The sequence below is a fragment of the Marilutibacter maris genome (genome assembly GCF_006546735.2).
Classification (GTDB): domain Bacteria; phylum Pseudomonadota; class Gammaproteobacteria; order Xanthomonadales; family Xanthomonadaceae; genus Marilutibacter; species Marilutibacter maris.
Map to the genome: position 1 here is coordinate 1 of NZ_VICD02000261.1, position 10,031 is coordinate 10,031.

At 67.1% G+C, this 10,031-nt stretch carries 5 protein-coding genes and 1 pseudogene; 1 reads left to right on the forward strand and 5 read right to left on the reverse strand.

Features of this window, described 5'->3' with window-relative positions; genetic code table 11:
- The 5 genes from FKV24_RS15145 to FKV24_RS15165 form a co-directional block, all read right to left on the reverse strand.
- Positions 1-580 (reverse strand): hypothetical protein (locus FKV24_RS15145; protein ID WP_141482981.1); only part of this gene is annotated, 580 nt, incomplete at its 3' end.
- Positions 577-1,434, reverse strand: coding sequence for an HpcH/HpaI aldolase/citrate lyase family protein (locus tag FKV24_RS15150; RefSeq protein ID WP_141482982.1), 858 nt, complete (start codon positions 1,432-1,434; stop codon positions 577-579). The genes FKV24_RS15145 and FKV24_RS15150, both read right to left, overlap by 4 nt.
- A gap of 176 nt (positions 1,435-1,610) precedes the next feature.
- Positions 1,611-4,619, reverse strand: a complete 3,009-nt coding sequence (locus tag FKV24_RS15155; protein ID WP_170288329.1) for a protein kinase domain-containing protein — start codon at positions 4,617-4,619, stop codon at positions 1,611-1,613.
- Between the two features lie 159 nt (positions 4,620-4,778).
- Positions 4,779-7,784 carry a protein kinase domain-containing protein gene (locus FKV24_RS15160; protein WP_141482984.1) on the reverse strand — a complete coding sequence of 1,002 codons (3,006 nt, stop codon included), beginning with the start codon at positions 7,782-7,784 and terminating at the stop codon, positions 4,779-4,781.
- A 33-nt stretch (positions 7,785-7,817) separates the two neighbouring features.
- Entirely contained in the window at positions 7,818-8,459 is a 642-nt protein-coding gene (locus FKV24_RS15165; protein WP_170288330.1) for an ECF-type sigma factor, read from the reverse strand.
- Positions 8,460-9,018: 559 nt separating this feature from the next.
- Between FKV24_RS15165 and FKV24_RS15170 the strand changes: the two are divergent.
- Positions 9,019-10,031, forward strand: a pseudogene (locus tag FKV24_RS15170) (hypothetical protein); the annotation flags it as partial.

The window sequence follows — 10,031 nt, forward strand, 5'->3', positions numbered from 1 at the left end:
CCCACGCCGGTTGGCGCCGCCAGCCGCCCTCGTCGGTGCCGGCGAATGTGCCTGCATACAGGCGCGGGGCGCCGTCCTCGCCGATCCCGGCGACGCGCCAGCCGCCCTCGAAGCGGGCCGCGCGCGCATCCGACAGCGGCTCGGGCAGCGGGGGGAGCGCCTGGCTCCGCAATCGGGCCTGGTCCCAGCTCAGGACCTCGACGTGGCGGCCGTGCTCGCCGATCAGGATGTCGCCGGCCAGCGGATGCCTGGACAGGCGCGCCAGCAGGTCCGGTGCCGCCAGCGCCGGTTCCCAGCGGTCGCCGTCGATGGCGCGGACCCGGGCCGAGCCGCCGGCCCCGTCGAGCAGGACCGGGCGGCCCGCAACCGTCACCAGGGTGCCGTCCCGGAGCTCCCCGGGGACCTCCAGGTCGCGCACCGCCATCGACATGAGGCTGTCCGCGGCCGCGGGTGGCAGCAGACATGGCAGGATCAGCAGGATCAGCAGCGCCCGGAGCAGGGCCGGTCCGCGCGGTCGTGAGCGCAGCGGTGTCCGTCGGTGTGCGGGGACGCGGCGATGCCAGAACGGGGAGGGGCTCATGCCGCGGATTCGCCTGCCGCCGCCAGCAGGGCCTGGGCGCGTCGGAGAAACGGTGGGTCGATCATGTGTCCATCCACCTGGAAGGCGCCATGACCGGCGCTGGAGGCGTGCCGTGCGGCGGCCACGACCCGCCGCGCATGCTCGATCTCGGCGGGAGTGATCGTGAACACCTCGTGGCACCATGCGATCTGGCGCGGATGAATGCAACTCTTGCCGATATAGCCCAGTTCGCGTGCAAGCCGGGCTTCGGCACGGAACCCGGCTTCGTCGGCGATCGCGGGAAAAGCGCCATCGCAGGCGAACGCGCCGTTCTCGGCGGCGGCCATCCGCACCTGGAACAGCACCGCATGCACGTTGGCGGCGCTGCGCGCGATGCCGGCGGTCTCGAACAGATCGCCGAGTCCGACCTGCAGTCCGGCCACGCGCGGGTGGGCGGCGGCGATGGCGGCGGCGTGGCGCAGGGCGCGCGGCGACTCGATGTTCACCAGCAACCCGGCGGTGCGGGCTAGGCCCCGCTGCGACTCCAGCGCCTCCAGTCGGGCGACGGCGTCGCGAAGTGCGGGCGCCGATTCGATCTTGGGCAGGTTGATCAGATCCGCGCCGGCGTCCAGACAGGCGGCCAGGTCCGCATCGAAGTGCGTCGAATCCGGTGCATTGGTGCGCACGATGGCCAGCTTGCCGCGGTCGCCGTGCGTGCGTGCGGACAGAAATCCGGCCACCTGCGTCCGCGCCACGGCCTTCGACTCGGCGGGCACCGAGTCCTCGAGGTCGAACGATATCGCGTCCGCCGCGGAGGCATAGGCCTTGGCGAACAACTCGGGTCGGGCACCCGGTACGAACAACTTGCTGCGCATGCACCCTCCTGGAAGACAGGAGTGTGGCGCCTCGTTCCGTGCACAAGAACATGCTCAAGCCATCTTCTGGCGCAACATTTGCTTGCGCCCCGGGAACCGCTCGGTACCGGCCGGCGTGTGTCCGCAACCGCGCTGCGCCGCATGCGATGCGGGCCGCGACGGGGCATGCGCAGGGCTCAGCCCGATGCGGCCGTCAGAGATGGCCGGCCCTGCGAGCAGGCCCGGGCCCGCTCATTGACCGCCTGGTTCTCGGATACCGAGATCCACAGCGAATCGGTGTCGTCGGTCATCTGTCCCTGGTTGCGCAGGTTGTTGAGATAGCTCGTGATCGTCAGGGTCACCGGATCGGTTTCGCCGAGCGTGGCATGCCCGAACTCGATGCCTTCGCGCAGCAGCGCGTCGGCGCGGCCCGGGTCGCAGGTCTCGAACGCGTACAGGGCGCGGTACACGAATGACTGGATGATCAGGCGCGAGAGCATCTGTGCCTGGCTGGGCATCGCGCGCGCCGGATGGTCGATGTAGTCGCGGTGCTTGTGGATGATCCGGGCGAAACGCCTGTCGGCGTCCTCGCGGTCGCCGCGCAGATAGAGCAGCCGGGCCCGCAGCTGGTCGAAGACTTCCAGCCTCAGGTTGTCGGGATCGCTCCCGGGGGTGGCCGATGCGATGACTTCACGCTTGCCTTCCTCGATCAGCGAATCCACGTAGGCGAGCTTGCTCTTGTCTCCCTCGTTGACGATGGTCTTGAGCAGAAGCACGCGCTCGATCGGCGTCGGGATGCCTGCTTTGCGCTTGCCTTCCATGGTTTGCCAGAGCAACTTGATGGCTTCATCGACATCCTCCGGGCGTCGCTCATCGCCTTCGAGGCGGGTCAGGGCACCGCCGAGGCTTCCTTTCGCGTTCAACGTCCAGGACGCGTTGTCGCCCAGCGTGCTCTGCAGTATCCGCAGCGCCTCGCGTGCCATCTCGACGCTCTTCCGGCTGTTGCGGGATACCGTCCAGGCGGTGGCCGAGAGCGCGGCGGCGTAGTTCGGGTCGTCCTCGCCGTAGCTGGCGCGGATCAACGCCAATGCCTCGTAGACCTTGTCGGCGTCGATCCTGGGGTATTGGGTCCAGGCAACGTAGGTCGTCGCCAGTGCGGTCTTGGGATGGGATGTGCCCAGGCTGGCCTGGCGATTCTCCAGCAGTTCGAGCGCGCGTTCGTGCGCTTCGGGGGAGTATCTGCCGCCGAGATTGATGACCAAGCGTTCGAGTGCGTCGTCGGCCAGGATCCTGTTGTGCGGCCTGGCCAGCGCTATCGCCTTCTCGATGTCCGCCCGGGCAGGCTCGTAGCGCCAGAGCTGCTGCAGGAACCCGGCGCGTACGAGCAGCAGCTCGGCGGTCAGCTCCCCGTTGTTTCCGGGCAGCACCTTCGCCTGTTCCAGCACCTTGTTGATCGTGTGCACGGCGCTTTCGGTCTCTCCCATGCTCCACTGGGCCTTGGCGAGCTCGGCGCCGAACGTCAGCTTCATCCGCTGTCCCTGCTCGTCCTCGCGGGCCTCCAGTTCATCGAGTTTCGAGCGGGCGAGCGCTGCGGCATCGTTGCTCTGTCCATGATTGTTGAGTATCGATATCCGCGTGGCTGCGATGAAGCCGTCCTTGTCGGGAAGGTCTCCCATCGTCCGATGCGCCTCGTCAGCCAGCCCGGCGGCGTGGCGGTACTTGCCGAGCAGGGCATGGCTGCGGGCCAGCGTCGCCAGCCCGCGCGCGAGCGCCGCCGGGTGTTCGTCCAGCGGCAGTTGCCGCAGCTCACGCTCGGTCCGGTCCAGCAGCTTGCCGGAGGAAAAAGGCGTACTGCCCAGTCCGGACAGGGTCGCGGTGCCCAGGGTCGAGGCGAACAGCCGGTTGACCAGCATGGTGGCATTGGCCTCGCGCACCGCCGCGTTGTGCTGCTGCCATGCGATGCCCAGGCCAGCGGCCAACGCGCCGAACATCAGGGCCGCTACCGCAACCACCAACAGGTTGCGACGCAGGAATTTCCCGAGCCGGTAGAGGCCTTCGTCTTCCCGGATCGATATCGGCAGCCGCGAGCGCCAGCGGCGAAGGTCGGCGGCGAACTCGTTGACACTGGCGTAGCGGTCCTGCGGTTGGGTTGCGACCGTCTTGAGCATGATCGCCGACAGGTCGCCGGAGAGCGCGCCGCGCAGTGCGGCAAGCGTGCGCAGGCCGCGTGCCTCCGCGGTCGATTCCGGCACGTCGTCGAGCAGGGCCGGCATGGGCAGCGGTTCCGACAGCCGCGCAAGCGGGGCGATCGAACGCACGCCATGCAGCGGGGTCGGCCATTGTCCGCACAGCAGGCGATAGCCGAGCACGCCCAGCGAGTACAGATCGGAGGTCGGCCCGTTGCTGCCGCGGCCGTGGGCTTCCGGTGCGCAGTAGTCCGGGGACAGCGCCAGGCAGGGTTGCTGATCGGCCTCATGGAGGCTGAAGGTCGAAGCGATGCCGAAGTCCACCACCTGCACGCGGCCCGCGGGGGTGACCAGCAGGTTGGAGGGTTTGATGTCCCGATGCAGGATGCCCTGGGCGTGGGCATGGGCCAGGGCATCACAGGCTTGGAGCAGCAGGCCGACGCGTTCGGACAGACCGGCCCGGCGCTCGTCGCACCAGGCATCGATCGGGATGCCGTCGACGAAGCGCATCGCGAACCAGGGATGTCCACCATCGTCGACGCCGCCGTCCAGGAGTGGGGCGATGCCCGGGTGGTCGAGCTGTGCGAGCAGGTTGCGCTCGTCGCAGAGCGCGGCGGCCAGCTCCGGAGACACCATCTCGGCGCGGATGCACTTGAGGGCGACGCGCTGCTGGTACTGCGCGTCGTCGCGATGGGCTTCGTAGACCGTGCCCATGCCGCCGTTGGCGATCCGGCGCCGGATGCGCCATGCGCCGAGGCGGGTGCCGATACGCGGGTCGGGAGCATCATTGTCAACCGGAACATCGCGTATTGCCGGCTGCCTGCTGGCAACGACGGCGGCGGCGGGTCTGTCCAGCACGCTGCGCCGGTCCGACGCATCGGATTCCAGCAGGACATGCAGTGCCTTGTGCAGGGCCGGGTCGCGGGTCGCGAGTTCGGCGAGTGCGCGCTTGCGTTTGGCCGGCGGCCACTCGACATACTCGTCGAACAGGGCGAGTGCACGGGCAGCGAGTCCGCTCATCTTGGTGTCACCGCCACCGCTGCCCCGCATGGGGCCCGGACGCTGGCCGGTACCCGCGCATGTGCGGACATGGAGCGAGGCGGCGGCGTGCAACGGGGCGCGCCGGGGCAGGGCCTGCGACATCCGAACGCGATCGATACGGCATCGAACTGTCCCGTCCTAGTGGTGTTCGGCCGTCGCGCGGGCCGTATTGTCACAGGCGCTTGCGCGCTGGTTGACCGCCTGGTTCTCGGAGGCCGATATCCACAGTGCGCCGGTATCGTCGATCATGAGTCCGCGGTCGTCCATGTTGTCGAGATAACTCTTGATCGTCCGGGTGGTGTCGTCCTCCTCGCCCAGGGTGCTCTGGCTGAAGGCATATCCCTCCCGCAGGAAGCCCTTGGCGAGGTCGGGATGGCAGCTTTCGAATGCATACAGGGCCCGGTAGAGTAGCGACTGCGTGATCATGAGGGATGTGATCCGCGCCTGGCTGGGAACCGCTGGTGTCGGATGCTCGATCTGGCCGCGGTGGCCTTCTATGATAGCGGCGAGAACAGCATCGGCCTTCTCGCGTTCTCCGGCCAGGTATCGCAGGCGGGCGCCGAGCTGGTCGAATATCTGCAATCGCAGGCTGTGCTCGCTGTTCTGATCGCCGGTCGATTCCAGTGTTTCCCGCCTTCCTTGCTCGATCAGGGCGTCAACCTGCGATAGCTTCGACTTGTCGCCCTCGTTCACGATCGTCTTGAGCAGGAACTGGCGTTCGACAGGTGCTGGAATGCCTGCGCTCTGTTTGGCCTGGATGGTTTCCCACAGCAGGCGGATGGCCTCCTCGATATCCTCCGGGCGGCGTTCGTCCCGGTCGAGGTCGATCAGGGCGTTGGCGAGATTCGCTTTCGCGACCATGGTCCATGCCGCTCTTTCGCCGAGGGTGCGCTGCAGGATCGAAAGCGACTGGCGTCCCATCTCGATGCTCTCGCGGTGATCGCGGCCGATCGCCCATGCGGATGAGCTGAGCGCGGAGGCATATTGGGGGGCGTCGTCTCCGTAGGCGATCCGGACCCGCTCCAGCGCCTGCCTCACCGAGTCCGCATCGACCTTGGGGTACTGGGCCCAGGCCGCGTAGATCGTGGCCTTTGCGGCTTTCGGGTGCGACGCTCCCAAGCTTGCCTGACGACGCTGCACGAGCTCCATCGCGTACTTGTCGGTGTCGGGGGCGTACTGATTGCCGAGTATCACCACGAGCAGCTCGAGGGCATCGTCCGCGAGCACGGGGTTGAGCGGCTCAGCCAGCGACATTGCCTTTCTGGCATCGGCTTCCGCCTCCGGGTAGCGCCCCATCTGCTTGAGCAGGTCGGACCGCGCTATCAGAAGTTCGGCGACCTGCTCATCGTGTCCGGGCGGCAGCGCTGAAGCCTGTTCCACCACTGCGTCGATGGTCGCAATGGCGTCCGTGGTCCGGCCCAGGCCCCATTGCGCCCTGGCCAGCTCGGTACCGAAGGTCAGTCGCATCAACAGTCCCTGCTCGTCGTCCTCACCCTCGATGTCGCGGAGCCTATCACGGGCCAGTTTGGCCGCTTCCGCATTGTCGCCATGATTGTTGAGCATCGATATCCGCGTGGCTGAAATGAAGCCATCCTTGTCGGGAATATCTCCCATCGTGCGGTGTGCCTCGTCGGCCAGTTCGTCGGCGTGGCGGTACTTGCCGAGCAGGGCATGGCTGCGGGCGAGCGTCGCCAGACCACGCGCGAGCGCCGCCGGGTGTTCGGCCAGCGGCAGTTGTCGCAGTTCGCGCTCGGTCCGTTCGAGAAGCTCGCTGGAGGAGAAGGGCGTGCTGCCCAGTCCGGACAGGGTCGCGGTGCCCAGGGTCGAGGCGAACAGCCGGTTGACCAGCATGGTGGCATTGGCCCCGCGCACCGCGGCGTTGTGCTGCTGCCATGCGATACCGACGCCGGCAGTCAACGCGCCAAGCATCAGTGTCGCTGCCGCAACCACCAGCAGGTTGCGATGCAGGAAATTCCCGAGCCGATAGAGGCCTTCGTTTTCCCGTATCGATATCGGCAGCCGTGAGCGCCATCGGCGAAGATCGGCGGCGAATTCGTTGACGCTGGCATAGCGTTCCTGTGGCTTGCTCGCCACTGCCTTGAGCATGATCGCCGACAGGTCGCCGGAAAGCGCGTGGCGCAGCGCGGCAAGCGTGCGCAGGCCACGAGCCACCGCGGTCGATTCCGGCACGTCGTCGAGCAGGGCCGGCATGGGCAGCGGTTCCGACAGCTGGGCGAGCGGGGCGATCGAGCGCACGCCGTGCAGCGGGGTCGGCCATTGTCCGCACAGCAGGCGATAGCCGAGCACACCCAGCGAGTACAGGTCCGAGCTCGGCCCGTTGGTGCCGCGATCGTGGGCTTCCGGTGCGCAGTAGTCCGGGGACAGCGCCAGGCAGGGCTGCGGGTCGGTCTCGTGGAGGCTGAAGGTCGAGGCGATGCCGAAGTCGACCACCTGCACGCGGCCTTCGGGGGTGACCAGCAGGTTCGACGGCTTGATGTCCTGGTGCAGGATGCCCTGGGCGTGGGCATGGGCCAGCGCTTCGCAGGCCTGGAGCAGTAGACCGACGCGTTCGGATATGCCGATTCGGCGCTCGTCGCACCAGGTATCGATCGGGATGCCGTCGACGAAGCGCATCGCGAACCAGGGATGTCCGCCATCATCCACACCACCGTCCAGGAGGGTGGCGATGCCGGGATGGTCGAGCTGTGCGAGCAGGTTGCGTTCGTCGCAGAGCGCGGCGGCCAGCTCCGGAGACACCATCTCGGCGCGGATGCATTTGAGCGCGACGCGCTGCTGGTATTGCGCGTCGTCGCGATGGGCTTCGTAGACGGTGCCCATGCCGCCATTGGCGATCAGACGCCGGACGCGCCATGCACCGAGGCGGGTGCCGATACGCGGGTCGGGAGCCTCATCGCCCCGGCCGTCTCGTGTGGCCGACTGCTGTTTGTTGGCAACGACGGTGGCCGCGGGCTTGTCCAGCACGCTGCGCCGGTCCGACGCATCGGATTCCAGCAGGGCGCTCAGGGCCTTGTGCAGGGCCGGGTCGCGGGCGGCGAGTTCGGCGAGCGCACGTTTGCGCCTGGCCGGCGACCACTCGACATACTCGTCGAACAGGGCGAGCGCACGGGCGGCCAGTCCGCTCATCTCCGCTCCGGCGCGGCCCCCGTGCGGAGGGCACTACAGTGCAGGTTGTTCCGGTATGTCGCCGAATGCATCGGACGCGCCGCCTATGTAGGCCGCGAGAAAAGCGCGTGCTTTGCGCCAGTCACGGCGGATGGTCCTGTCGGTCAGGTCGAGCACCTCACCGATCTCGATATCGTTCATGCCGGCGAAGTAGCGCATCTCCACCAGTTGCGCCAGGCGTGGGTCGATCGCGGCCAGGGCCTCGATCGCGCGACCGACTTCCACCAGTTGCTCGAGCTCCGGGTCGAACGACGGTTCGCTGATCGAGTCCAGTTCGCTGGTGCTGGCGGCGTCTTCGCGCTTGAGTGCCTGCAGTCTGCGAGCCTCGTCCAGCAGGGCATAGCGCATCGCCTTGGAGAGTACCGCGATCATGTGCTGGCGGTTCTTCAGTCCCAGCTTTCCCTGATCCAGTCGCAACCAGGTGCGGTTGATCAGTGACGTGGGTGAGCGATCGCCGCGTTTCCATACCCGCCGGATCTGGATCTGGGCGGCGCGATGCAGTTCCCCATAGAGCAATGAGTAGACACGGTCCCAGGCGTCACTGTGGCCGTTCTCGGCCGCCACGATCAGCTGGGTCACCGATTCCATCGTGTCCTGCCCGAATTCGAAGTCGGCTTGGGAGTCGAAGTCTTTCACCTGTTCAGTGTCGATCCTGTCGGAAGGGATGCGTTTCTCCGGCGGCGGGTGGCGTGCGAACGAATACGCGTTTCCTCACCGATACACCAAAAGTAGCAGCCTGTCGATCACGGGCCGAAATAACGTTTTCGAATCTATTTCAAATGCAACGTCCGCAGACGCCGCAGGCATCGGGCCCCGCGCGTCCCCTGGCCAGCAGCGCCCTTGGTTCCGTACCCCCGCGAATGTCCGCCGTTTGTTTCGGACGGCGATAGATAGTGTGACGAAGTGCTCGCTATGAGGCGCGCCTTCCACTCGGCCGCGACACCTGTTGCTTTGGGTATCCCTGTGAGCAAGAGAACGCGGCGTCTTCGTCACAGCGGTCAATGACTTGCAGGACGCGGGTACCCGAATGCGGCGCCGAGAGTAACGCGACGTGCGCCCTTGGGGCTGGGGACAGGTGTCCTGATCGCGAACTGGAGCTTTCTTTCCAGGGAAATCCTGGAGAGCGGGCAAATGGCGGGAATTTTTGACCGGAAGTTGGGACGCAACGTCAGGACAGGGGAAAGCAGTGCAATCAATGAACCTCACCAAGGCGAAGATCGACGTGAGCATGGGCCGTCGCTTTCGCCTGTTCATGTCCGTGTTGATTCTTGCTCTTGTGCTGTCCCCGGCGGCCCTTGCGCAGACTGCGACCAATACCGCGACCGTGGCACCGCCCAATGGGGTGACGGATCCGAACTGCAATGTCGCCGATCCGCCCTGCAACAGCGCGACGGATACCGACGCGGTCGAGCACGCGATCACCCTGACCAAGGTCTGGGTCAACGCCCTGGCCAACGATGCGGTTGACCTGACGATCGGGGGTGGCAACGGCGCGAGCGGCGGCACTTCCGTGGCCGGCGGTGCCACCACCGATGCTGCTGCTATAGCTGCTGGCGGCGCCACCATCACCCTTGGAGAGGCCTATGCCGTCGGCAATGCCGCCAACTACGCGGTGACGCTTGCATGCGTCCGCACCGCCGACAGCACGGCGGTGACGGTTTCCGGTAGCGGCCTGAGCGGCACCATCACCATGCCCGCCGACAGCGGGGTGACCTGTACCTTTACCAATTCGCGCATTGCCCAGCCGTTGAACCTGGCCAAGGTCTGGGCGGCAGGCAGCACCGCTGGGCATACCGCGACCGCGACGACGACCGGCGGCACCAACAACGCCACGTTCAATTCGACCGCAGCAACCAACACGACCGGCGCCGCGGTGACGGTGTATGCCGGTGATGTGGTGACCCTGCCGGACGAGACGTTCGGTGGCGGCGCCACCGCGGCAAGCTATACCGCGGTCGTGGAATGTTCGGGCGGCAGCACCCTCGCCAGTGGCGCGACCGGCCGCACGCTGACAATCAGCGGCAGCACCGCGGCGACCACCTGTACCTATACCAACTCCCCGGTGCCGGCGACGCTGACCCTGGCCAAGACGGTGGTGAATGACGATGGCGGTACCGCGGTCGATACCGACTTCACCCTGAGCGCCGCCGGCCCGACCCCGATCACGGGTGTCGAGGGCGATGCCACGATCACCGCAGCGACGGTCGA

Bases quoted from the DNA above. Each gene is read 5' to 3' on its own strand.
- FKV24_RS15150 (WP_141482982.1), bottom strand. From the start codon at position 1,434: ATGCGCAGCAAGTTGTTCGTACCGGGTGCCCGACCCGAGTTGTTCGCC.
- FKV24_RS15155 (WP_170288329.1), bottom strand. From the start codon at position 4,619: ATGAGCGGACTCGCTGCCCGTGCACTCGCCCTGTTCGACGAGTATGTC.
- FKV24_RS15160 (WP_141482984.1), bottom strand. From the start codon at position 7,784: ATGAGCGGACTGGCCGCCCGTGCGCTCGCCCTGTTCGACGAGTATGTC.